Below are 23,993 nucleotides of genomic sequence, written 5' to 3'. Positions count from 1 at the left end.
GCCAGCGATGCGCCGGTCGATCTGTGTGATGTGAGAACTGAGCAGCTCGATCATCGCCTCGATCTGGGCGCCGATCTCCTCCTGGCCGGCGCTGTGGCGACGCAACTTTTCAGCCTTGCGCATCTCGACCAACTGCCTGCGACGACGTAGGAAATCGGCAAGTTGGGTGCGGGCGGCGCTGACCGGGATGGTGACCGGCAGGCTGAGGGCACGACCCATCTGGGCGAGCACTCGGGCATCGACTTTGTCGGTCTTGGCCAGGACGCCGGAGGCTCTGGCGAACTCTCTGGCTTGGCGGGGATTGACGCGGGAGAATGGCTGGCTCCGCTCGGTCAATGCGGCAATGAGGTCGCCGTCACAGCCGCTGGTGGCCTCGAAGACGACAAGGGTATCGCCCTCGATCTCGGCGGCCCAGGCGGCGATAGCATCCGGGGTATTGGGGATTCTCAGCGTCTGGCCGGACGGCAGAGCGCAGAGGTCGAGGAAAGCGCGCGACAGATCGCAGCCGATGACGGGCTGTGGCATGGTGATGGCTCCTGTCCATGTCGTGCGGGATCTGCAGTCCCAAGCAACTGTTCAGGGTTTAGCGAAAGCGGAAGGGACCCTTGCTCCCGCACGGGCTGCACACCCTCGGGGGGGACGGGCTCCCTTCCGCACCATCACTCTCTCACAGCTTCAACAGACAGGGAGGGGGCCCGCCAGATGGGCGAGGTATCGTGAGGCGGGAACGTTTCGGTACTTCCGGGTTCGGCAGCGGCTTTGCGGGCCGCACGCTTCGCGGCCGCCTGTGCGCCCTGCGCGGACTCCCTGCCATCCCCCCCTTCACCCCGCCTCGTCGATCAGCCGCCGCAGCGCCAGTTCGCGGATTTCGCCCACGGGGTCTTCCGCCATGGCCGGCAGGTGGGCGGGCGGGATGCGCTCGGCCACCGCGAACCGCACCCGCAGGTCGGGATCGCGCAGCAGCACGGTGAGGCGGGCCGGGGCCAGGCGTTCGGCCACCTCCCGGCGCACCAAAGGATCGGGATCGCCGGCCATGGTGATCAGGTGGGTCAAGGCGATGCGCCGGGCCACCGCGCGGCGCACCTCGCCGTCTTCGTCATAGAGCGCCATGACCAGGGAGGCGGGCGGGGCGCGGCGGGCGGCGATCAGGCGCACGCCGGCGTCCGCATCCCCCAGCATGGCGATGAGGTCGCTACCGTCCAGGCGCTGGGTCACCGCCATGCGCACCCGCCGGTCGGGATCCTTGCGCAGGGCGCGGGTGCGGGCGATGGGCAGGCGGTAGGCCAGCATGATGCGCACGTCCGGCTCCGGGTCGGTGAGCAGCGGCGTCAGCAGGAACAGGCTGGCATGCTTGGCGGCCAGGGTACGCACCTCGAAATAGGGATGGGTGAGATAGCGGGCGCACAACTCTGGGTTGCGGGAAAAGAAGCCGTCGATGCGCTTGCCGCGGCGGTCGGCGACGCAGATCTTGCCCAGGTCGCAGCGGCCGACCGCATGGATGTCCTCATGCGGACAATCCTGGCAGCGCACCGGGCGGCCCTCCCAATCCAGGGCCTCCGGCGGCGCCTGCGGTGTCGGTGCCTTACAGCTCATGGCGGTGTCCCCCGTGCGGTGTCCCGATGGCCGGGTGCGACGGCGCGATGCGCCACGCGCGCCCGGCGCAGACGCGGGGAAAAGAGGGGGTGTTCAGGGGCATGGGACACTCCGAACCTGGGCCATGGGAGGACCAAGCAAGCTTCGTTCCACTTGGTGTGTCGGCTGCGCCCCGGACGGCGGGCGCGCCGCGGTCTCGCCTCTGGGGCGATGCAACCCGATCGTCATGCGGGTCGAGGGATATCGGCGGCTACGCGTGATATTGCTTGCAATTAAAAGAATATATGAAAAAAGACATCGCGTTATAGTTGTATTTGTCTCAAGCTGAGATATAAACCTGCACGAGGCGCGGTCGGGACGAATGATGGTGGACCGGGCCGGCGGTTTCCGGCATCGGCGCGCCGCGCCGCGGCGGCCGTGTCGCTGCGGCATTGCCGGTCCTGGCGCCGATGGGCGGCGTTCAGGGTCGCTGGAGGCGCCTGATCCTGCCCGCTCGGGCGGGCGGGCCGTCGCCAACGCACGGCGCCCGCGCGTGCCGCCCCGCGTGTCGCCGAAGGCGGGAGCGATGTCGCTCGGGCCCGCCGGACGTTAGAGTGCATGGGTGTTTCATTATAGAGCTGATCTCTGCGCGACGATAAGCAATAGATTTCACATATCGGCCTTCTATTTCAGAACGACAGGCTCTCATCTGAGCAAATGTCACTTGTGATCTCTGTATCTTGTGCGGCTTGCGCTGACGGTGCGCGGGGCGGGTGCCCTGCGGGCGGCGCGGGGGTGTGAGTCCATGGTGCGATATGTATTGAATAGAATGTAAAACAGTGTTGCATGCTCTGTATAATTTCTTTTATTCGACTAAACTTAAGTTCTGAGCCCATTAATATTTAAATTGACTTAAGAAAAACAATTAAATACGAATTTCATGTCATTTAAGTAATGTCGCAGTATAGATTGCGATATTGGCCGTGAATGACGCTCAACGAAGTGTTTATTTCTCACGGAGGGAAGTCGAAATGTCTGAAGCAATCAATTTGGCCCTGCATGATTGGATCGAGGACGTCACCACCCGTGGCCACAATCATCGCCTTGCCAGCCATTCACTCGATGCCGTGGTCGCCTATGAAGCGGCGGCGGGCAACCTGACGCCCACCGGCATTGTCGTCACCGGCACCCAGGAGGTCGGCGTTCAGCAAGCCGAGCTGCACGACACGCAGGAGAAGTTCGGCGACAAGAGCAGCCAGGCGGTCGACGCCATGCTTCGGTTCCCGGCCACCGGCCTCATGCACATTTCCGACCTGTCGCGCATCGCCGCGGGCTGGAATCCGACCAGCCTGGATGCGACCGGCGCCAACAGCAAGCGCTATGACGATTACATCAATCGCCTGCTGAAGATGCCGTTATTGACGCTGGATTATGCCGAGCATCAGAAGATCGTGCGCCAGTCGAGCAATTGGGACGAGCTGATCAACACGATCTCGGATCTGTTCACCGGCATTACCGCCCAGGACGTCACCCAGATCCGCAAGAGCCTGACCACCCTGGCGTCGGCGGCATCCACCAAGGCGTCCACGGATGAGCGGACCGATCTGTTCTGCCAGTCGGCGCTCAATACCGGCAACGATCTGTACCAGCTGTATCTGTACAGCACCAATGTGACCTTCCACATGGAGAAGGGGAAGGGCTTCGAGACCAAGCAATCGACCTTCGAGGTCTCGAAATTGCGCCTGACCCTCAAGTATCCGCTGTGGACGCGACAGTTCGTGGAGCGCCTGATCGGCGAGACCAGCGACAGCCTGGATGATTGGCTCAACCAGAACAAGACCGACGTCACCAAGGCGCCGGCGGTCAAGGTGTTCCTGTGATCGCAGCCTGATGGAACGCTTCTGGAGCGATGGCCGCCAGATCCCGGGCGATCTGCGCTGGTCTCGCTCCAGAAGCGACCTCAGCGGGAAAATCGGCGGGTGGTGATGCACCCGCCAAGCCGATGATGTCTTGGAGGCGGACATGCGGACGGGGTTTGATACCGTGGCCTTCTCGGCCTGGCTAAAGACGAATTCCAAGCACAGCCCGCCGCTGCGCCCTGAACTCATCCACGCCTCGCATCTGGCGGTGGATCCCAATCGGCCGGTCATCACCAATGGGATCTTGGCCGGCACGCAGGCGGCGCAGGCGCTGCAGGCGGATCGCGCCTATGTCGCCGCGCCGCCGGCAGCCAAGATCGAAGCCCTCAAGGTGGCGCCGGCCACCGGCTGCGCCATGCTGCTGACCCTCGCCCGGGAAAAGTCCGGCTACAATCCGCTGGAGCCTGCCGGACCGGACAGCGAAGGCAAGTTCATGCGCTATATTTATCAGATCATCGTCTGTCCGCTGTTTCGCAAGGACATTGACGACCGGATTACGGACGTCTTCGGCGGGGACTGGAATGATGTGATCGAGCGGATCATCTCGCTTTATGTGGGGCTGCCGGAGCAGGATCGGGCGATCCTCAGGACCAGCCTGCGCTCCGTTGCCGCCGCGGCCTCCAGCAGTCCGTCCACCACGGAAGAGATCTGCACCTTCTTTCAATCGACCATCGATTCCAGCAATACCATCAGCACGTTCCTGTATTATATGAATGTAAAGATGGTCACTTATGTGGATCACGGCGGCAAGAACGAGCCGGACCGGGTGCGTAATCAGGCCGATTTGGTGCTGCATCGGGTCAAGATGGCGTTCGATGCCGGACAATGGGCCGGGCAGGCGCAGAATGTCTATCGCGAGACGCAATCCTCCTTGAGCGATTGGCTGGCCAACAACTCGACCCCCACCGGCGCGCTGCCGCGGGATTGGCATCCCCGTTAGGGGACCGATCCCGATCGTCGAACGTCTGCGGTCTCATCACACTGGGTTTGGGGAAAGAGAGCGATGCGTTCCAGCCGCGCGGAAGAAATCGCCATTATCGGCATGGGCTGCCGCTTTCCCGGCGGCGCCTCTACGCCCGAGGCTTATTGGGACCTGCTGAAGAATGGCCGCGACGCCACCTGCGAGGTGCCCGCCGATCGCTGGAGCCTGCGGCGCTTCCATGATCCGGACAATCGGGTGGCGGGCAAGATCCTCACCGCCCGCGGCGGCTATCTGCGGGAGCAGGTGCGCGCCTTTGATGCGAACTTCTTCGGCATCTCGCCGCGGGAAGCCGCGCCCATGGATCCGCAGCAGCGCCTGCTGCTGGAAGTGTGCTGGGAGGCGTTCGAGGATGCCGGCATTCCGGCGGAGCAGCTGCGCGGCACCCGGACCGGCGTCTATATGGGCGGCTTCACCACCGACAATCTGCTGCATCAGCTCAATGGCCTGAATCTGGAGGCGATTTCCAGCCACACCGCGGTCAGCGCCACTTTGGTCATGCTGTCCAATCGCCTGTCCCATGTGTTCGATCTGCGCGGTCCCAGCGTCACCGTCGATACCGCCTGTTCCTCGTCTCTGGTGGCGCTGCATCTGGCGGTGCAGGCCTTGCGGGTCGGCGATTGCCGGATGGCGCTGGCCGGGGGCGTCAGCGTGATGTTCCGCCCGGCCTATGGGGTGGCCATGAGCAAGGGCGGCTTCCTGTCGCCGGATGGGCGCTGCAAGAGCTTCGATGCCAGCGGCGACGGCTATGGCCGCGGCGAGGGCGCCGGCCTTCTGGTGCTGAAGCTTCTGGAGGACGCGGTGCGCGATGGCGACCGCATCCATGGGGTGGTGGTGGAAACCGGCGTCAACCAGGATGGGCGCACCGACGGCATCACCGTGCCCAGCGCCGAGGCCCAGCGGGCGCTGATTCAGGAGGTCTATGCCCGCGCCGGGGTGGACCGGGATGCGGTGGCCTATGTGGAGGCCCATGGCACCGGCACCAAGGCCGGCGACGGGGTGGAACTCACCTCGCTCTCCCAGGCCATCGCCCAGGGGCGCGATCCCAGTCTCGGGCCGCTGCTGGTGGGCTCGGCCAAGTCCAACATCGGCCATCTGGAGGCGGCGGCGGGGGTGGCGGGGGTGATCAAGACCGTGCTGGCGCTCCGCCATGGGGTGATCCCGCCCAGCCTGCACTTCAAATCGCCCCCGCCGGGGCTGGATCTGGCGGAGATGGGGCTGCAGGTGGCCGCCACCGGGCAGGCCTGGCCGGCGGGTCCTGCGGAGCGGCTGGCCTCGGTGAATTCCTTTGGTTATGGCGGCACCAATGCCCATGCGGTGCTGCGCGCGGCCCCGCCGCCGGAACCGGTGGCCGAGGCGACGTCGGAGCGGCCCTGGCTGTTGCCGCTCTCCGCGCGCAGCGAGCGCGCCTTGGGCCGGCAGGTACGGCGGCTGCATCAGGTGCTGACCGACACGCCGCAGCTGTCCCTGCGCGATCTCGGCTACACCCTGGCCCGTCGGCGCACGCACATGCCCTATCGCACCGCCATCCTGGCGCGGACGGTGGAGGAGGCATGCGCGAGGTTGCGCGACGTGGCCAATTTCGCTGCCGGCGACCTGCGCCCGGTGAGCGCCGCGCTGGATCGGGCCAGCGTGCCTCTGGCCTTCGTCTATACCGGCATGGGCAGCCAGTCCTGGGGCATGGGGCGGGGCCTGATCGCGGGCGAGCCGCGGGCGGCCGAGGCGCTGGCGGCCTGCGACGCCATCTGGCGCGATCTGGCCGGCTGGTCGCTGACCGATCTGTTCGCCCGCGCCGATGCTGCGCCCATGACCGAGCCGAAATTCGCCCAGCCGGCCAATTTCGCCGTGCAGGTGATGCTCACCGAGCTGGCGCGGGGCCATGGCCTGCATCCCACCGCGGTGATCGGGCACAGCGCCGGCGAGATGGCGGCGGCCTGGGCGGCGGGGGCGCTGAGCCTGGAGCAGGCGCTCACCGTCACCTGGCATCGCTCGCGCTGGCAGCAGACCTGCGACGGCCAGGGCCGGATGCTGGCGGTGGGCCTCGCCCTGGGCGCATTGCCCGCCGATGTGCGCGACGGGCTCGACATCGCCGCGCTCAATGGCCCCAACGCGGTGGTGCTGGCGGGCGATGCGCCCGCCATTGCCGCGGCGGCGCAGAAGCTCCAGGCGATGGGCGTGTTCCAGAAGCTGCTGCCGGTGAACATCGCCTATCACAGCGCCCAGATGGAGCCGCTGAAGGCGGGGTTCCTGCAGAGCCTGGCGGGGCTCCAGCCGCGCGCGCCAACCCTCCCGCTCTATTCCACCGTCACCGGCGCCCGGATCGCGGGGGCGGAGCAGGATGCGCACTATTGGTGGCGGAACCTGCGCCAGACGGTGCTGTTCGCCCCCGCGCTGCAGCAGATGATCGCGGACGGGGTGACGCTGTTCCAGGAGATCGGCCCGCATCCGGCCCTGGCCGGCGCGATCCTGGAGGGCCTGCGGGCGGCGGGCGTGAGCGGGGCCTGCACGCCCTCCCTCCGGCGCGGCTGCGACGACCTGGCCCTGGCGCGGGAGGGGATTGCCGCCGGCTACATCCATGGGGCGGCGTTCGACTGGCGGGCGCTGTATCCCGCCGGCAATCTGGTGCCGCTGCTGCCTTATGCCTGGGACCGCGAAGACCTCTGGGTGGAGACCGCGCTGTCCAAGGCCGACCGCCTCGGCCAGGGGGAGCATCCCTTCATCGGCCGGCGGGTGGGGGAAGCGACCGCGGTGTGGGAGGGGGATTTCAAGCGGGTCGAGCACGCGTATCTTCAGGATCATTGCATCGCGGGCGAGCCGATCTTCCCGGCCGCCGGCTATGTGGAGCTGGCGCTGGTGGCGCGGGCGGACAAGACCCAGTCGGCGCTGATGGAGGACCTGCGCATCCATCGCGCGCTCGCCACCTTCGCCACCCCCATCGTGCGGATGCATCTGGACGAGGAGGGGCGGGGCTTTTCCATCTTCTGCCGGGAAAACCAGCCGGACACCCCCTGGGTCCGGGTGGCCAGCGGCGCCTTGCTGCGCACCCCGGTTCCGCCGCGGGAGGCGGTCATCGACGGCGCCGCCATCAAGGAGCGCTGCCCGCTGCCCCTCGACGTGCCGGGCTTCTATGCCACCGCCGCAGGCTTCGGCATCGCCTATGGGCCGGCGTTCCGCTGCATCCGCGCCGGCTGGATGGGCGAAAATGAATGCTTGGTGCGCCTGGAATTGCCACCGGAGGAAGTGGGCGCGGCGCAGAGCTATTTCGTGCATCCGGTGCTGCTGGACGGGGCGTTGCAATCGGTCCTGGCCCTGCTGCTGCTGGGGGCCGCCCCGGCGCCGTTCGCCTTGCCGGTGGGGTTTGACCAGCTGCGCTTCCATGGGATGCTCGGGGCGACGGCCTGGTGCCATACGCAGAAGACCGGGGCGGGGATCGCGCTGCGCCTATTCAACGACCAGGGCGCGGTGCTGCTGGAACTCTACGGCCTGCGCCTCAAGCCGGCGGAACTGGGCCAGAGCGCGCCCTTAGCTCGCCGCGAGCGCCTCTATACCACCTTCTGGAAGGAGCAGCCGCTGCCGCCCGTCCTCCCCCAGGCCCGGCGCCGCTGCCTGGTGTTCGCCGATCGCTCCGGCATCGCCGCCGCCTTGGCCAGTGGCGAGGGGCGGGCACATCTTGACTTGGTGCTCATCGCGCCCGACGCCGTTTCCCCGGCCGGCGAGCGCGGGGAGCTGGCGCGGCAGCTGAAGGCGATCGACCTCACCACCGTGGCCGAGATCCTCTATCTGGCGCCGCTGGATCTCGACGACAGCCTGAGCGGGGACGCCAACCAGATCATCGGCCGCGATGCCTGCCTGACCCTGCTATACATCCTCCAGAGCGTCGCCGCGCTGGAGACCGACACGCCACCGGCGGTCACGGTCTGCACCTGCGGCACCCAATGGGTGGTGGACACCGATACCGGCTTTTCTGCGCCGGGGCAGGAGGCCCTGTGGGGCGCGGTGCGGGCGGCGCGGCGGGAGATGCCCGAGGTGCGCTTCCGGCTGATCGATCTCGCCAGCCGGCTGCCCAGCGTGGCCGGCCCGCAAGTGCTGGCGGAACTGCTGGCGCCGAAGGGCGAGCCGGAGATCGCCTATCGCCTGGGCCGGCGCCATGTGGGCCGCATCGCGCCGCTGCCGCAGGAGCGTTATGCCGCGCACCCCAGCGTGGCCGGCGAAAGCTATGCGTTCACCAGCTTTCAGCGCGGCGGCGTCAGCAAAAGGTGCCTGGTCAGCCAGGAGCCGCGCGCGCCGGGACCCGGCGAGGTGGCGATCGCGGTGATCTCCATCGGCCTTGGCGCCACGCAGCGGCAGGGGCTGCGCGATCTCAAGCCGGGGCAGGTGCCGCAGTTCGCGCAGCAATGGGTGGGGCGGGTCGTGGCGCTGGGCGCGGCGGTGACCGATCTGGTCCTGGGGCAGCGGGTGCTGGCCTTTGGGGCGGTGTCCCCGCTCGCCTCCCACGGGGTGGTGCCGGCGGACCAGGTGCTGCCCTGTCCGCCGTCCTTCGCCGATGATGACGGCGGCGGGCTGTTCGACGCTCTGACCGCTTATTACGCCCTGTTCGATCTGGCGAAGATGCAGCCGGGGCAATGGCTGCTCGTTCCGCAGGCGGGCGCGGACACTGCCCTGGCGGCGGTGCTGCTGGCGCGGCAAGCGGGCGTGCAGGTGATCGCCACGGCGGATACCGAAGCGGATCAGCTGTTCCTGGAACGTTGCGGCTGCGCTTATGTGCTGGATGGCGCGACCCTGTCGTTCCGCGACCGCGTGCTGGCGCTCACCGACCAACGCGGCGTGGACGCGGCATTCAGCGGCCTCACCGGCGAGGCGCGGCTGGCGACGCTGGACTGCCTCACCCCCGGCGGCGTCCATCTGGATCTCTGCCCGATCCCGGCGGACAGCGCCGACGCCATTCCGGTGCGCTATCTGGAGCGCGATCTCACCATCCTGCGCGTGCGGCTGGACAGCGCCTTGCGCCGGCATCCGCAGGCGGTGCGCGCGGCGCTCGGCGCCGTGGGCGATCGGTTCCAGGGGGCGCTGCGCGAGGCCTTTCCGGTCCACGTCGTGCCGGCGAAGGGGCTTGAGCACCTGCTCACAGTCACCACGTCCGACGCTCCTCCGGGACGCACGGCGCTGCGGATGGATGCCCCCGGCGCGCCGGTGAGGACGGCGCAGCCGCAACTGGCGCTGGATCCGGACGCCACCTATCTGGTCACCGGCGGTTTTGGCGGCATCGGCCTGCCGGTGCTGCGCTGGCTGGCGACGTGCGGCGCCCGTCATCTGGCGGTGATCGGCCGGAGCGGTCCCGCCTCCGCGGCGGCACAAGCCCTGGTGAGCGAACTCGGAGCGGCCGGCGTGCATCTGCGGTTCGAGCCGGCGGACATGGCGCGGGCGGATCAACTGGCCGCGGCGCTGGCGCGGCTGCGCGCGCGGATGCCGGCCCTCAAGGGCATCATCCATGGGGCCGGGGGGCTGGCCGATGGCAGCCTGGCGACCATGGACGCGGATCGCCTCGACCAGGCCATGGCTGCCAAGGCGCACGGGGCGCTGAACCTGCACCGGCTGGTGCAGGATCTGCCGCTCGACTTCTTCGTCTGCCACGGCTCCATCGCCGCCAGCTGGGGCAATGCGGGCCAGTTCAACTATGCCGGGGCGAACGGCTTTCTCGCCGGCCTCATGCGCTATCGGCGCGCCATGGGCCTGCCGGGCGCCTGCATCAACTGGGGGCCCATTGCCGAGGCCGGCATGGCGGCGCGCGATGCGGCGGTGCTGCGGCATCTGGCGCGGCTCGGCCTGGAGCCGCTGCCGCAGGCGCAGATGATCGACATCCTCCAGGACGCCATCGTCGAGAACTGGGCCACCTGCGATGCCGCCGACATATCCTGGCAGACCTGGCAGGGCAGCCTGAACCTCGACGAGCGGCGGCGCATTGCCGATCTGGTGGCCGGCGATGCCAGCTCCGCCAGCGCCGCCGAGACCTTCCGGCAGTCGCTGGCGGGCCTGGGGTTCAAGGAGAAGCGCGCGGCGATCTTCAGCCTGCTGGTGGAGATTGTCGCCGCGATCCTGAAGATCACCAAAAGCCGCATCGATGCCGCTTTGTCCCTGAGCGACCTGGGCACGGATTCCTTGATGGCGGCGGAAATGGCCGAGGTGCTGCACCAGCGCATGGGGGTGCGGCCGCGGGTGCTGTTCCTGATCAGCAGCCCATCCCTGCTCACTTTGGCCGAAACCCTGGAGGGCGAGCTTCAGTCGGCTTAAGCAGGCCCGGCGAGACGCCGGGCCTGACGGGAGCGATCAGCGCGGGCGGCTCAGAAGCGCTTGATGTCGATGCCGTGCTTGCGCAACGCATAGCCGATCTGGCGCGGGGTCAGATTGAGGATGCGCGCCGCCTTGGCCTGCACCCAGCCGGAGCGTTCCATGGCCTGGAGCAACTGCTCCTTCTCGCTCTGGCGCGAGGGCACCGCCGGGCAGGCATCGGTGCCGGGGCAGGTGGCGGGTGTCGTCTCCGGGGCGAGGGCGGCGGAGGCCACCGCCTGCGGTGGGAACGGCAGCGGCGGGGCCTGGAATGGCGTGCCGCCTTGGAATGGCGTGCCGCCTTGGGCGGGGGCGGGCGCGGCGCCGTGCACCGGCGGCACCGCCATGGTGGGCTTGTGGGCGCTGCCCTTCCACAGCATGGCGGAGAGGCACTGGCCGGTATCGCAGGCAAAATCATGCGGGGTGATCACCGCATCATGGGCCAGCGTCGCCGTGCGCCGCACGCAGTTCTCCAGCTCGCGCACATTGCCGGGGAAATAGCAGCGTCGCAGCACGTCCAGGGCCGGCGCCGACAGGCTCATGTCCTGCTTGTTTTCCTTGTTGAAGCGATCGAGGAAATTCTTGGCCAGCTTGGGAATGTCGCCCGGCCGCTCGCGCAGCGGCGGCAGGATCAGCGGCACCACATGGATGCGGTAATAGAGATCGGCGCGGAACTCGCCCTTGGAGACCGCCTCCTCCAGATTCTTGTTGGTGGCGCACACCAGCCGCACATCCACCTTGAGGGTGCGATTGCCGCCGACCCGCTCGAATTCGCCTTCCTGCAGCACCCGCAGCAACTTGGCCTGGAACGAGGGCGAAATCTCGCCGATCTCGTCCAGGAACAGCGTGCCGCCATGGGCCAGTTCGAACCGGCCCTGGCGCATGTTCAGCGCCCCGGTGAAGGCGCCCTTCTCATGGCCGAACAGTTCCGATTCCAGCACCGCTTCCGGCAGCGCGGCGCAGTTCACCTTGATGAAGGCCTTGGTCTTGCGCGGGGAGAGATCGTGGATGGCTCTTGCAAACAATTCCTTGCCGGTGCCGCTCTCGCCGCGCAGCAGCACGGTGGAGTTCGAGCGCGCCACCACCTGGGCGGTGGCGATCAGGCGCTTGACCAGCGGGCTGTCGCCGACGATGCCCATGGCGCCGCCGGTGTCCGGCAATTCCTTGGCGGCGGGCTTGTCTTCCTTCAGCGCCTTCTCCAGCCGGTGGGTCTGGGCGATCAGGCGGTCGCGGTCGCTGGCCACCAGCGAGTGCAGGCGCACGGTCTGGCCCACCAGATTGGCCACCATGGTGAGGAAGCGTACATCCTCATCGAAGCGGAAGCGGGCGGTGCCGTCCCACACCCGGTCGATGGACAAGGTACCCAGCACATGGCTGTCGGCCTTGATCGGCACGCCGATGAAGGAGACGGTGGCATTGTCCACCGGCGCGAACAGGTCGTCATGACCCTTGAACAGGGGATCGGCGGACATGTCCTGCACCACCAGCGGCGTCTGGGTGGCGACGATCTGGTCGATGGCCTTCTGCGGCACCCGGGCGCGGATCTGCCCGGCCATCTCCGGGGTCCAGCCGGTGGTGGCCACCATGTCGGGATCGCCCTCCCCATCCAGGATCACGATCATGCCGTGCCGCATCTGCAGCATGGAGGACAGGACGTTGACCACATTGGCCAGCGTCAGTTCCAGCCGCCGGGGGGCGGTGAGGATCTTGGAGATTTCATAGACCCCGATCAACGCCACTTCCGGCGAGGTCCCGCGCGACATGGAGGGAATCCCCGCATTGGGACGCGCAACCGCGCCCGGACTGGTGCTGCCGGTGCTGCCGTTGCTGCCCGTGGTACTGCTGCCCGTGGTGTTGCTGCCGGTGATGCTGTTGGTGGACGCGGATTGGGACGGCACCTCGCCAGCGGGCCTCGAGGCGCGCTGCACACGAACCTGGAAGGAATCGGTCATAGGCGTGCTCCCTGCCGCAAGCGGCTCGCGAGGGATCAGCCTCCGTGGGTATTCCCTGATACGGTCTCTGAGACGGACCGTTATCTGATTTGAATGATCGGTGATGGAAACCCCGGAGGTCTGGCTCAGCTTTGATCTGGATCAAATTTGGACGGCAATTGTGCGCTGCGGCAGTCATTCCGCCGCAACGGGGATCCTTTCGGCCGCTTCCAATGCCACCGCGGTGGAGGCGATGACCGCGGCGACGCGCACCGCGGTCTGGATCTGCGCTTCCGTGATGCCGGCCTCCCGCAGCACCGCCTCATGGGCATCGATGCAGCGGCCGCAGCCATTCATCGCCGAGACCGCGAGCGACCACAGCTCGAAGTCGGCCTTGTCCACGCCGGGATTGCCGATGACGCTCATGCGCAGCTTGGCCGGCAAGCTCTCATAGGCCTTGTTGGAGGCCAGATGGGTGAAGCGGTAATAGACGTTGTTCATGGCCATGATGGAGGCGGCCGCCTTGGCCGCGTCCAGGGCCGCGGGCGACAGATGCGCCGTCGCCTCCGCTTCCAGGGCCTGGGCCACCACGGCGTTGCGGGTGGTCAGGCCGCAGGCCACCAGCAGCCCATAGAGCTGCTGCGGCGTCAAAGCGTCCTCGCGGGTGAGGGAGGACAGGTTCAGCTTCACGTCCTTGGCGAAAGCGGGAAGCTGGGTCTTCAGGGCCTCGATGCTCATGCGCTCAGGCCACCTTCAGCACGTCGCCGCCGACTTCGCGGTTGCACGGGCACAATTCGTCGGTCTGCAAGGCGTCGAGCACCCGCAAGGTGTCCTTGGGATTGCGGCCCACATTGAGGTTGGTGGCATAGACGTGCTGGATCACATTGTCCGGGTCCACCACGAAGGTGGTGCGATAGGCCACCCCATCCGGCGAGCGCACGCCGAGGCCATCCACCAGCGAGCCGTTGGTGTCGGCGAACGACCAGATGGGCAGGCGGTTGAGGTCCTTGTGGTCCCGCCGCCAGGCCAGCTTGACGAACTCATTGTCGGTGGAGCCGCCGAGCACGATCGCGTCGCGGTCGGCGAAATCGCCGGAGAGGCGGGCAAATTCCGCAATCTCCGTGGGGCAGACGAAGGTGAAATCCTTCGGATAGAAGAAGATGATCTTCCACTTGTCTGGAAAGCTGGCTTCCGTCAGCGTCTCGAACGCGGATTGGCCGTTCTCTTCATGAAAATTGAAGCCCGGCTTGACGCCGGTGATGGAAAAGGCGGGGAGGGTGCTGCCGATGCCGAGCATATCAGTCTCCAAAATCGCCGAAGCGTGAGCGCATCGCGCCGTCTGGAGGGGTTCTAGCAAGGCACGTGCCAGCAGTGTTGCAGTGCAAAGTGCTTCTGATTCCAATGAGCAGCTTTGCGACAGCCATGGCGTGTCGGCTTTGCGACAGGACACAACACCCGCCCGGTGTCGGCCTGTGTCGCAAACCGCGCCGCGGGCGCCTTCCGGGCGGCGCGCCATCGTCGCGAACCCCTGCGGCTGCAAGTGACGGCGCCGGTCGGCACGGTGGGGTTGCATCGGCGCGCGCCGCACGCCGCCCGCTTGGCATGAATGTCGCTAGACCGGGGGCGGCATGTCCCGACGGCTGGAGGTCCCATGCGCAGCGAAACCCATTTCATCCCGTCCGGACGGGCGCCGGTCGCCGTGGTGCTCGGCACCAATGACGTCGCCTCCGCCGTTGCCCATCGCCTGTTCCACGCGGGCTACGGCGTGGTGCTGTCCCGCGATCCCGGCCAGCCGGTCCTGCGGCGCAGCATGGCGTTCGACGATGCGCTGGTGACCGGCTTTTCCGAACTGGAGGGCCTTGCCGCCCGCCCCGCCGACACCCTGGTGGAGGTGCTGCGCGGCTTCACCGAGCGCAGCTGCGTCATGGTCACGGCGCTGGAGCTGGGCGAATTGCTGTGCCTCGGCCTGATCGATCTTCTGGTGGACGCCCGCATGCGCATGCGCGGGGTGAAGGTGGACATCCGCCCCTATGCCCGCCTCACGGTGGGCCTGGGGCCGGGCTTCACGCCCGGGCGCCATGTGGACGTGGCGGTGGAGACCGCGCCGGAGGCCATCGGCGTGCTGCGCAACGGCACCACGCTGCCGGCCCATGGCCGCTCGACCCCGCTGGCGGGCGCGGGCCGCGAGCGGTTCGCGCGGGCCGCCGGCGCCGGCCTGTGGGAGACCCAGGCGGCCATCGGCGACAGGGTGACGCGGGACGAGATCATCGGCACCTGTGCCAATCTCGCGGTCACGGCGCCGCTCACCGGCCATCTGCGCGGCCTGGTGCGCAACGGCATCGATGTGACCGGCGATCTGAAGCTGGCGGAAGTGGACCCGCGCCTGGACGCCCCGCCCAGCTGGCTGGGCATCAGCCCGAGGGCCAGCCGCATCGCCGATGCCACGCTGGATGCGGTGCGCACGGTGGAAGGGCTGGACGCCGGCGGCAGGGTTGGCGTCGCCCATTGAGATTGAGGCGCGGCCGGTCTCCTGCGGGCGGCGGCCCGCGGCGAGGGAGCCTGTGATGAGTCTGGGATGGTTGCCGGGGCAATTGGACGGCCTGCTGGCGGAAGACGTGCCGTATGGCGATCTCACCACCCATCTGCTGGGCATCGGCCATCAGCCGGCGCAGATGCGGTTCCAGATGCGGGCGGCGGGGGTGGTGTGCGGCATCGAGGCGGCGGCGGAGCTGATCCGCCGGGCGGGCGGCGAGGCGCAGGTGCTGGCGCCCACCAGCACGCGGGTGGCGGCGGGCGCCGAATTGCTGCGGGCGCAGGGCAGCGCCGGCGCCATCCATCACGCCTGGAAGGTGTCGCAGACCTTGGTGGAATATCTCTCCGGCATCGCCACCGCCACCGCCGCCATTGTGGACGCGGCCCGCGCGGTGGCGCCGGAGATCGCGGTGGTGACCACCCGCAAGACCTTTCCCGGCGCCAAGGCGGCCATGATCGCCGCCATCCGCGCCGGTGGCGCCGAGCCGCACCGGCTGGGCCTGTCGGAAACGCTGCTGGTGTTTCCCGAGCATCTGGCCTTCCTGGACGATGCGGCGGCTGCCGTCGCCCGTCTGCGCCGGATGGCGCCGGAAAAGAAGGTGGTGGTGGAGGTGGCCAGCCCGACGCAAGCCGCGGCCATGCTGGTGGTGGGGCCGGACATTCTCCAGTGCGAGAAGATGTCGCCGAACATGATCGCCGACGTGGTGGATCTGGCGGAGGCGGCCGGGCACGGCACGCTGGTGGCGGCGGCGGGCGGGGTGAATGCCGGCAATGCGGCGGCCTATGCCGACGCCGGGGCGCATATCCTGGTGACGTCGGCGCCCTATTGGGCGGCGCCGGCGGATGTGAAGGTCACCATTTCCCCCGGTTGAGCCGGCGATCAGGACCGGCGCGGCGCCATCTGCACCCGCTGGCCCGCCCAGACGCTGCCCAGCACCAGCGCCATGCCCAGCAGTTGCAGCGGGCTCAGGCTCTGGTTCAGGAACGCCCAGCCCAGGATCACCGCCATCACCGGGCTGAGGAAGCCCAGCGAGGCGACCACGGCCGGCTCCAGCCGCGCCAGGCCGCGGAACCACAGGATATAGGTCAGCGCCGCGCCGATGAGGCCGAGATAGGCCAGGCCCAGGACATTGCCGGCGGAGAGCGCCGGCAGCGGTGGTTCCAGCACCAGCGCCACCGGCAGCAGCAGCGCGCCGCCGGCGGTGAGCTGCCAGGCGGTGAAGGTGAGGGGCGAGACCGGCGGCTGCCACAGCCGGCTCAGCACCGTGCCGGCGGCCATGGAGACCGCGCCGGTGAAAGCGGCGGCGATGCCGATGCGATCCAGGCCCGCATCGGCCCGCAACAGCAGCAGCGCCACTCCGGCCATGCCGCCCACCGCCGCCGCCACCGAGAGGGCGCGAATGGGGGTGCCGCGCAGCAGGCGGGCCAGCAGGATGACGATCAGCGGCTGCACCGCCCCCACGGTGGCCGCCACGCCCCCCGGCAGGCGATAGGCGGCCACGAACAGCATGGCCCAGAAGATGGAAAAATTCAGCGCTCCCAGCACGAAGGCGCGCGGCCACCAGATGCCTTTGGGCAATTGCCGCACCAGCACCAGCAGCAGCAGGCCCGCGGGCAAGGCGCGCAGCGTGGAGACGGTGAGCGGATAGCCCTGCGGCAGCCATTGGCTGGTGACGATATAGGTGCTGCCCCAGATGGCCGGCGCGATGGCGGTGAGCAGCAGATCGGTGGTGCGGGACATGGACGGCCTTCGGGTTCGGCAGGCCGGTCGCAGCGGGCGATGGCGGGCCGGCGCGGCGCCCGGGGAAGAACGCTGCGCGGTCTGGGACGGCGGTTGCCTTGCGTCAGCGGCGCCCCGTGGCTACTCTCTCGACGTAAAGTATCTTGATGTCAAGATAGATGATGGCGGAGACGTGCATGACCGATCGGGCCGGCACAGCGGCGGCGCAATGGCGGCGGGAGCGGCCGGACATCGACCCCTTTCCCATGGAAGTGCTGGGGCGGCTGGGGGAGGCGGCGCAGGTCATCGGCCGCGACCATCTCCAGCCGCTGTTCACGGCGCATGGCCTGCAGGCGGGCGAGTTCGACGTGCTGGCCACCTTGCGCCGGGCGGGCGCGCCCTATGCGCTGACGCCCACCGCGCTCTATGAGGTGCTGATGCTGTCGTCCGGGGGCATGACCAGCCGCATCGACCGGCTGGAAAAGGCCAGCTATATCGCCCGCCGCAAGCATCCCACCGACCGGCGCGGCACGCTGGTGGAGCTGACCGCGGACGGGCTGGCGCTGATCGAGGCCCTGCTTCCGGTCCATGTGGCCAATGAGCGAGCGGTGCTGGCGGGGCTCACCGCCCCGGAGCAGCGGCAGCTCAACGCCCTGCTGGCCAAATTGCTGGCGGGGCTGGCGGGGGAGGGTGAACCGGCGGCGCCGGGCGCAAGCAGGGGCTGACCCGCGCTCCGCTGTGCGCCTGCGGCGAAAACGGGTGTCGCCGGGCCGTCTTCGGCATTAGAGCCGGAGACCCGTGTCCGACCGGGCGCGGCGGCAACCGGGAAGATCAAGCCCCATGGACGCACTTGCAAGCTGGAGCTTCTGGCTCACGGCGCTGGCCATCGTCGCCACCCCGGGCACGGGCGCGCTCTATACGGTGGCCGCGGGGATCGGGCGCGGCTGGAGGGCCGGGCTGTGGGCGGCATTCGCCTCCACGCTGGGCATTCTGCCGCACATGGTGGCGGCCCTCACCGGCCTTGCGGCCGTGCTCCACGCCAGCGCCCTGCTGTTCGACATGGTGCGCTGGGCCGGCGTCGCTTATTTGCTCTTCATGGCCTGGGGGCTGTTCCGCGAGGCCGGCGCCGGGCTGCCGGTGTCCGGGCAGGGGCCGAAGACGCTGCGCCGGGTGCTTTTGGATGGCATCACGCTCAATCTGCTCAATCCCAAGCTGTCGATCTTCTTCGTTGCCTTCCTGCCGCAGTTCCTGCCCTCGGGAAGTGCTCGGCCCGTGGGCGACATGCTGGCGCTCAGCCTGGCGTTCATGGCGCTGACGTTCGCGGTGTTCGCGCTTTATGGCTGTGCGGCGGGTGTTTCCCGCGCCGCGCTTCTGGCCCGCCCGCGTCTGCTGTCGCGCCTGCGCTATGGTCTCGCGGCGGCGTTCGGCATGCTGGCGGTGCACTTGGCCGTGGCCGCGCGTCGGTGACGATGGCAAGCCGCATCGGCGCGAGAGCGGCGGCGCGGCGGATTGATCCTGTCGCGCCGCCGCTGTCCCGTCACAGATCCGGTTTCACCATCCCGGCCCGGCGCCGCAGGGATGGCGAGGAAGCCGGGATGCCGGGTGCGGGGCGTCCCGCGCGCCGGGCTGAGGGCGGGACGCTCCTGTCGATTCTACTTGCCCACCAGGATGCTGGACGACTTGATGATCGCCACCACCTCGTCGCCCACCTTGAGGCCCAGCTCATTCACCGCATCGTCGGTGATGTGGGAGACCAGCACGTTGCCGCCGCCGATGTCGATGGTCACCTTGCCGGAGATCGGGCCGTGATCCACTGAGACAACCTTGCCCTTGATCTGGTTGCGTGCGCTGAGCTTCATGGTGCTGGTCCTTCGATCAGTTGGGATCATCCCATATCTGAGGGAATATAGCTCTACCCGCCGGGTACGGCCTTGTTCAAGACGGGATTCTACGGAGTTCCCCCATGACCTTGCGTCGCCCTGGGGCCTTGGGCCGGTGCTGTGCCGGGCATGCGACGCGTCTGTCGCGAAGCCGCCAAGGCCGTGGCCCTGTCGCGCGACACGACCGACAAAGTCGCGAAAATGACAATGACCATAATGACTTGGGTTCATGGCATGTGGATTGCTTGATCTCGTCCTGACCATTCATTCAGAGGAAGAGACGAGAACTGCCATGCTCGCCAAAACCTCCCGCCCTCCCCAGCAGAGCGACACCCTGTCGTTGTCGGACCCGAGAGCGCCCGGCGCCGTGCAGCGTACGGTGTTCCTGAACGACACCACCTTGCGCGATGGCGAGCAGGCGCCGGGCGTCGCCTTCACCCGGCGGGAGAAGATCGAGATTGCCGAGGCCCTGGCGGAGGCCGGCGTACCCGAGATCGAGGCCGGCACCCCGGCCATGGGCGATGAGGAGATCGAGACCCTGCGCTCCATCGTCTCGCTCAATCTGCCCACCCGCGTCATGGCCTGGTGCCGCATGAGCGAGGCGGACCTGATGGGGGCGGTGGCGGCGGGGGTGCGCATCGTCAATCTCTCCATCCCCACCTCCGACCGGCAACTGGCGGGCAAGCTGAACAAGGATCGCGCCTGGGCGCTGGGCATGGTCACCAAGACCGTGTCGCTGGCCCGCAGCCTCGGCTTCGAAGTGGCGGTGGGCGGCGAGGACGCCTCCCGCGCCGATCCCGATTTCCTCTGCCGTCTGGCGGAAGTGGCGCGCTCCGCCGGGGCGTTCCGCCTGCGGCTGGCCGACACGCTGGGGGTGCTGGATCCCTTCTCCACTTATGCGCTGGTGCGCCGGGTGGCGGCGGCCAGCGACCTGGAACTGGAATTCCACGCCCATGACGACCTGGGCCTCGCCACCGCCAACACATTGGCGGCGGTGATGGGCGGCGCCCGCCACGCCAGCGTCACCGTGGCGGGCCTGGGCGAGCGGGCCGGCAATGCGGCGCTGGAGGAAGTGGCCATCGCTTTGCGTCAGACCGCGCGGGCGGAAACCGGCATCGCGCCCTCGGCTCTGGGGCCGCTGGCGGAACTGGTGTCCGCCGCCGCCTGCCGGCCGGTGCCGCGGGGCAAGGCCATCGTCGGGGCGGATGTGTTCACCCATGAATCCGGCATCCATGTCTCCGGCCTGCTGAAGGACCGCGCCACCTATGAGGCGCTGAATCCGGAACTGTTTGGGCGCGGCCACCGGGTGGTGCTGGGCAAGCATTCCGGCCTTGCGGCGGTGGAGAAGGCGCTGGCGGACGAAGGCATCACCGTGGATGTGGCCCGCGGCCGGGCGATCCTGGAGCGGGTGCGGGCGTTTGCGGTGCGCACCAAGGCCAATGTGCCCTCCGAGGTGCTGCTGCGTTTCTATGAGGACACCTTCACCGAGGCGGCCCTGCGGCTGCGCCGGTCGGCCGCGATGGGGAGCGCCTCGTGATCATGGGCACCAGCCGGCGCGAGGGCGCCCCTTCCAGGACCACGGCCATCGCCATTCCCCCCGCGCGCCCCGGCCTGTGGCGGCAGATCCGCGAGGACGTGGCCTGCGTGAAGTCGCGCGATCCGGCGGCGCGGGCCACGCTTGAGATCGTGCTCACCTATCCCGGCGTGCATGCGGTGATCTGGCATCGCCTCGCCCATCGGCTGTGGCGGGGCCGGGGCAAGTTCGCCGCCCGCTTCATCTCCTGGTTCGCCCGGCTGGTGACCAATGTGGACATCCATCCCGGCGCCCGCATCGGCCGGCGCTTCTTCATCGATCACGGCGCCGGCGTGGTCATCGGCGAGACCGCGGAGGTGGGGGACGACGTGACCCTCTATCACGGCGTCACTTTGGGCGGCACGTCCTGGACCGCCGGCAAGCGCCACCCCACCTTGCAGGACGGGGTGCTGGTGGGCGCCGGGGCGAAGATCCTCGGCCCGATCACGGTCGGCGCCGGCGCGCGGGTGGGCGCCAATTCGGTGGTGATCGAGGACGTGCCCCCGGGCATGACCGTGGTGGGCATCCCCGGCCGGGTGGTCAAGGCGGTGGCCGACCGTCGCCGCCTCGGCGACGGTCGCATCGACCTGGAGCACCATCTGATGCCCGACCCGGTGGGGGAGGCGGTGAGCGCGCTGCTGGATCGCATCGAATTTCTGGAGACGCGCCTCGCCCACCATCAGGAGCAGGGGCACCTGCCGCCGCCGCCGCGGGACCGGGCGATCACCTGAGCGGGCGCCGGGAGAGGGCCGCTCGCCCGGGCCGCTCGCCCGGGCGGCCCACCTCAACCTGTGCCGCCTACCTCAGCTGGTATCGCCCACCGCAGAAGGCCATCGCCCCCTCCGGGTCGTCATGCGCGGGCTCGTCCCGCGCATCCACGCCGGGCCGCTGGCATGGCCCTGCGAACGCCGGCCCCGGCCATTGCCGCGTGTGCTCCTTCATCGCATGGCCGTGATGTCGTAAAGGGCGGTCAACCGCCGCGTCCATCCGGCCATTGCCAGAAGCCTGTCGCATGACAGGGTGTCGCAAGCGGGGAATTGCGCGGTCATCGCCGGTTCATCATCGTCCTTTGTCGCATGACGGACACCCCCGGTGCGCCTCACGCGGACGTGAGCGGAGCTCCACGCGGGTGCCGCAAGGAGACCTCTTGCACTAAAATAATTAGCATCCTAATAAATAGCATGCCTAGTGAAATCCCCTCTGCCACCTCGGTCTTCGGTCAGGTCGTCATGCAGGTCAGCCGCCTGTGGCGGCGCGAGCTGGACCATGCGCTAGCCAGCCACGGCCTGTCCCAGGCCACCGGCCTGCCGCTGCTGCTGCTGTCGCGCCACGACTGCCTGCGCCAGGGCACGCTGGCGGAGCAGCTGGGCATCGAAGGCCCCTCGCTGGTGCGCCTGATCGACATGCTGGCCGCCGAGCAACTGGTGGAGCGGCGCGAAGACCCCACCGACCGCCGCGCCAAGACCCTGCACATCACCGCCGCCGGCCGCCGCAAGGCAGCGGAAATCGAGCTGGTGGTTCAAGGGGTTCGCGCCCATCTGCTGAGCGACATCGCCCCCGCCGATCTGGAGGGCGCGCTCACCGTCCTGCGCGCCGTGGAGGCCCGCCTGCTGCGCGAGGCCGAGGCCCGCCGCCCCGGCGCCGAGGTCGGGGGAAAGGTCGCATGATCGCCCAGCTGCTCGCCTTGCGGGTGAAGCCCTCGGACCTGTTCTTCTCGCTGAAGACCTTTGCCGGCGCCATGCTGGCGCTGTTCATCGCGCTCAAGTTCGGGCTGGAGAAGCCCTATTGGGCCATGGGCACGGCCTATATCGTCTCCCAGCCGCTCTCCGGCGCCCTGTCATCCAAATCCGCCTATCGCGCCGCCGGCACCGTGCTCGGCGCCGTCATGGCGGTGATCTGCGTGCCGGCCCTGGTCAACGCCCCCGAGCTGCTGTCCCTGGCCCTGGCGCTGTGGGTCGGCCTGTGCCTGGCGGTGTCGCTGCTGGACCGCACCCCGCGCGCCTATGTCTTCATGCTGGCAGGCTATACCGCTGCGATCATTGGCTTTCCGTCCGTCGCTGATCCCTCGGCGGTGTTCGAGACCGCGGTGGCGCGGGTGGAGGAGATCCTGCTGGGCATCGCCTGCGCCGGCCTGATCGGGCATCTGGTCTTCCCCCGCCATGTGGGCCCGGTGATCGCCGGCCGCATGGATGCCTGGCTGAAGGATGCCGGCGCGCTGGCCCTCGGCGCCCTGGCCGGCGAGGTCGGCGAGGAACCCCGCAAACGCCGCGCCCGCCTGGCTTTCGATGCCAGCGAGCTGCACGGCCTGGCGGTGCATCTGGACTATGACGGCTCCGAGCTGCGCGGCACCACCCGCCAGTTGCAGGCCCTGCGCGGCCGCATGCTGCTGCTGCTGCCGCTGCTGGCCAGCATTGGCGACCGGGTGGCGGCGCTGAAGGCCGAGGGCCTGCCCCCGGCGCTAGCCGAGGTGCTGGCCGGCATCGCCGCCTGGACCGAAGCGGCCGAGGCCGCCGACCCCATGGAGGCCGCCCGCCTGCGCGCAGCCTTGGCCGATCTGAAGCCGGAGCCGAGCCCGGCCCTGGATTGGCGGGCGCTTCAGACCCTCTATCTGCTGGACCGCCTGCGGCTGTTCATGGATCTGCGCGAGGAATGCCGCGCCCTCTGGGCGGCGGTGCGGGCGGGCCGCTCCGGCCTGCCGGCGCTGGGCACCAACCGCCGCCTGCCGCCGCCGGCGCCGGTGCATCGGGATGTGAGCCTGGCGCTGCTGTCCGGCGCCGCCGCCAGCCTGTCGATCCTGCTGTGCTGCGCCTTCTGGATCGCCAGCGGTTGGCCTGAGGGTGCCGGCGCGGCACAGATGGCGGCGATTTCCGCGAGCCTCATGGCCGGGTTCGATGACCCGGTGCCGGCGCTGTTGTCCTTCATCCGCGGCACCCTGGTGGCGTTGGTGGCGGTGTGCGTCTACCAGTTCGCCGTGCTGCCGGGGCTGGATGGCTTCCCGCTATTGGTGGCGGCGCTGGCGCTCTATCTGGTGCCCTGCGGCACGCTGCTGGCGATCCCCGCCTGGGCGGGGACCGGCATGGCGCTGGCGGTCAATTTCTCGGTGCTGATCGGCATTCAGGAGCGCTTTTCGGCGGATTTCGCCAGCTTTCTCAATGGAAATCTGGCCGCCGTGGCCGCCATGGGGCTCAGCGCCGTGGTGCTCGCCCTGGTGCGCTCCATGGGCACCGAGCGGGCCATCAGCCGGCTGCTCGCCGCCAATGGCGCGGACTTCGCCCAACTGGTCACCGGCCCCGCCACCTTGCAGGCGGAGCCGCTGGCGGGGCGGATGCTGGACCGCCTGGGCCTGCTGGCACCGCGCATCGCCAAGGCCGGCGCCGCTGCGCCGTCGGCGGGCCATGCGCTGCGCGAGGTGAGTGCGGCCATCAATGTGGCGGACCTCAAGCGGGTGCGGCCGGCCTTGCCCGAGGCGGCGCGGGCGGCGGTGGATCGCCTGTTGCCGGCCCTGGCGGCCGCCGCCCGGACATGGTCCAGCGGCCCGGCGGCCGACGGGGTGCTGGCGCCGC

18 protein-coding genes are annotated in these 23,993 nt (G+C 68.9%); 11 read left to right on the top strand and 7 right to left on the bottom strand.

Annotated features, from left to right (window positions below; genetic code table 11):
* The coding region (locus AAG816_RS25115; protein WP_341992450.1) for a transposase at positions 1–525 on the bottom strand (525 nt) is incomplete at its 3' end.
* 297 nt (positions 526–822) lie between these two features.
* Entirely contained in the window at positions 823–1,593 is a 771-nt protein-coding gene (locus AAG816_RS25110) for a 4Fe4S-binding leucine-rich repeat protein (protein ID WP_341992449.1), read from the bottom strand.
* 1,010 nt (positions 1,594–2,603) lie between these two features.
* On the opposite strand from AAG816_RS25110, the gene AAG816_RS25105 reads away from it, so the two are divergent.
* From AAG816_RS25105 to AAG816_RS25095, 3 genes are all read left to right on the top strand, one after another.
* Positions 2,604–3,452 (top strand): hypothetical protein, encoded by an 849-nt coding sequence (locus AAG816_RS25105; protein WP_341992448.1) that lies wholly within the window; start codon positions 2,604–2,606, stop codon positions 3,450–3,452.
* Positions 3,453–3,594: 142 nt separating this feature from the next.
* The gene (locus AAG816_RS25100; RefSeq protein WP_341992447.1) at positions 3,595–4,431 is read left to right on the top strand and encodes a hypothetical protein; all 837 of its coding nucleotides are present in this window, start codon (positions 3,595–3,597) and stop codon (positions 4,429–4,431) included.
* Positions 4,432–4,494: 63 nt separating this feature from the next.
* The gene (locus tag AAG816_RS25095) at positions 4,495–10,758 is read left to right on the top strand and encodes an SDR family NAD(P)-dependent oxidoreductase (RefSeq protein WP_341992446.1); all 6,264 of its coding nucleotides are present in this window, start codon (positions 4,495–4,497) and stop codon (positions 10,756–10,758) included.
* Positions 10,759–10,808: 50 nt separating this feature from the next.
* Here AAG816_RS25095 and nifA read toward each other — a convergent pair whose 3' ends face one another.
* The 3 genes from nifA to AAG816_RS25080 form a co-directional block, all read right to left on the bottom strand.
* Positions 10,809–12,557, bottom strand: coding sequence for a nif-specific transcriptional activator NifA (nifA, locus tag AAG816_RS25090; RefSeq protein WP_341992451.1), 1,749 nt, complete (start codon positions 12,555–12,557; stop codon positions 10,809–10,811).
* Positions 12,558–12,920: 363 nt separating this feature from the next.
* A complete protein-coding gene (locus tag AAG816_RS25085) occupies positions 12,921–13,463 on the bottom strand; it encodes a carboxymuconolactone decarboxylase family protein (protein WP_341992445.1) in 543 nt (180 codons plus the stop codon).
* Positions 13,464–13,467: 4 nt separating this feature from the next.
* Positions 13,468–14,022, bottom strand: coding sequence for a peroxiredoxin (locus tag AAG816_RS25080; RefSeq protein WP_341992444.1), 555 nt, complete (start codon positions 14,020–14,022; stop codon positions 13,468–13,470).
* 354 nt (positions 14,023–14,376) lie between these two features.
* Between AAG816_RS25080 and AAG816_RS25075 the strand changes: the two genes are divergently transcribed.
* Both AAG816_RS25075 and modD read left to right on the top strand, forming a co-directional pair.
* Positions 14,377–15,234 carry a hypothetical protein gene (locus AAG816_RS25075; RefSeq protein WP_341992443.1) on the top strand — a complete coding sequence of 286 codons (858 nt, stop codon included), beginning with the start codon at positions 14,377–14,379 and terminating at the stop codon, positions 15,232–15,234.
* 55 nt (positions 15,235–15,289) lie between these two features.
* A complete protein-coding gene (gene modD / locus AAG816_RS25070; protein WP_341992442.1) occupies positions 15,290–16,129 on the top strand; it encodes a ModD protein in 840 nt (279 codons plus the stop codon).
* An 8-nt stretch (positions 16,130–16,137) separates the two neighbouring features.
* Here the strand turns inward: modD and AAG816_RS25065 are convergent, their stop codons facing one another.
* The gene (locus tag AAG816_RS25065) at positions 16,138–16,998 is read right to left on the bottom strand and encodes an EamA family transporter (protein ID WP_341992441.1); all 861 of its coding nucleotides are present in this window, start codon (positions 16,996–16,998) and stop codon (positions 16,138–16,140) included.
* Positions 16,999–17,174: 176 nt separating this feature from the next.
* Here AAG816_RS25065 and AAG816_RS25060 point away from each other — a divergent pair, with 176 nt between their 5' ends.
* The gene (locus tag AAG816_RS25060) at positions 17,175–17,702 is read left to right on the top strand and encodes a MarR family transcriptional regulator (RefSeq protein ID WP_341992440.1); all 528 of its coding nucleotides are present in this window, start codon (positions 17,175–17,177) and stop codon (positions 17,700–17,702) included.
* Between the two features lie 115 nt (positions 17,703–17,817).
* Positions 17,818–18,444 (top strand): LysE family translocator, encoded by a 627-nt coding sequence (locus tag AAG816_RS25055; RefSeq protein ID WP_341992439.1) that lies wholly within the window; start codon positions 17,818–17,820, stop codon positions 18,442–18,444.
* Positions 18,445–18,629: 185 nt separating this feature from the next.
* On the opposite strand, the gene AAG816_RS25050 is transcribed toward AAG816_RS25055, so the two are convergent.
* Positions 18,630–18,836 (bottom strand): TOBE domain-containing protein, encoded by a 207-nt coding sequence (locus tag AAG816_RS25050; protein ID WP_341992438.1) that lies wholly within the window; start codon positions 18,834–18,836, stop codon positions 18,630–18,632.
* 313 nt (positions 18,837–19,149) lie between these two features.
* Here AAG816_RS25050 and nifV point away from each other — a divergent pair, with 313 nt between their 5' ends.
* The 4 genes from nifV to AAG816_RS25030 form a co-directional block, all read left to right on the top strand.
* Positions 19,150–20,394 carry a homocitrate synthase gene (nifV, locus tag AAG816_RS25045; RefSeq protein WP_341992437.1) on the top strand — a complete coding sequence of 415 codons (1,245 nt, stop codon included), beginning with the start codon at positions 19,150–19,152 and terminating at the stop codon, positions 20,392–20,394.
* Positions 20,391–21,161, top strand: a complete 771-nt coding sequence (cysE, locus tag AAG816_RS25040; protein ID WP_341992436.1) for a serine O-acetyltransferase — start codon at positions 20,391–20,393, stop codon at positions 21,159–21,161. The genes nifV and cysE overlap by 4 nt, the downstream gene beginning before the upstream one ends.
* Positions 21,162–21,611: 450 nt before the next feature.
* On the top strand, positions 21,612–22,097 hold the full coding sequence (locus tag AAG816_RS25035) for a MarR family transcriptional regulator (protein ID WP_341992435.1): 486 nt from the start codon (positions 21,612–21,614) through the stop codon (positions 22,095–22,097).
* The coding region (locus AAG816_RS25030) for an FUSC family protein (protein ID WP_341992434.1) at positions 22,094–23,993 on the top strand (1,900 nt) is incomplete at its 3' end. The genes AAG816_RS25035 and AAG816_RS25030, both read left to right, overlap by 4 nt.

This window comes from Azorhizobium sp. AG788, from assembly GCF_943371865.1.
Taxonomy (GTDB): Bacteria; Pseudomonadota; Alphaproteobacteria; order Rhizobiales; family Xanthobacteraceae; genus Azorhizobium.
The sequence above is the reverse complement of the archived record's forward strand: the minus strand, read 5'-3'. Positions and strand labels throughout refer to the sequence as shown.